This is a genomic window from Enterococcus spodopteracolus (assembly GCF_030441955.1).
GTDB classification, from domain to species: Bacteria; Bacillota; Bacilli; order Lactobacillales; family Enterococcaceae; genus Enterococcus_B; species Enterococcus_B spodopteracolus.
Window position 1 is genome coordinate 1 of the sequence record NZ_JARJHD010000155.1, and the last position, 347, is coordinate 347.

1 protein-coding gene is annotated in these 347 nt (G+C 46.7%); it reads left to right on the forward strand.

The annotated features are described in order from the left end of the window. The coding region (locus P3R27_RS14995; RefSeq protein WP_498371331.1) for a thiamine pyrophosphate-binding protein at window positions 1-347 on the forward strand (347 nt) is incomplete at both ends.

Genomic DNA, 347 nt, shown 5'->3' on the forward strand with positions numbered 1-347 from the left:
GCAATGATTTAGAAGCCATCTCAAAAGCTATCGAAGAAGCGAAAGCCGAAACAGACAAACCGACATTGATCGAAGTGAAAACGGTCATCGGATTTGGTGCACCAAACCAAGGAACTTCTGCAGTCCACGGCGCACCACTTGGCTTAGAAGGCATTCAAAAAGCCAAAGAGATCTATGGTTGGGAATACCCTGACTTTACCGTACCAGAAGAAGTGGCGGAACGCTTCCGTCAAACGATGGTTGAAGAAGGCGAAAAAGCTGAAAATGCTTGGCGTGAGCTGTTCGCAGCATACAAAGCAGCGTATCCAGAATTAGCCCAACAATTTGAAGATGCCTTTGCTGGGAAA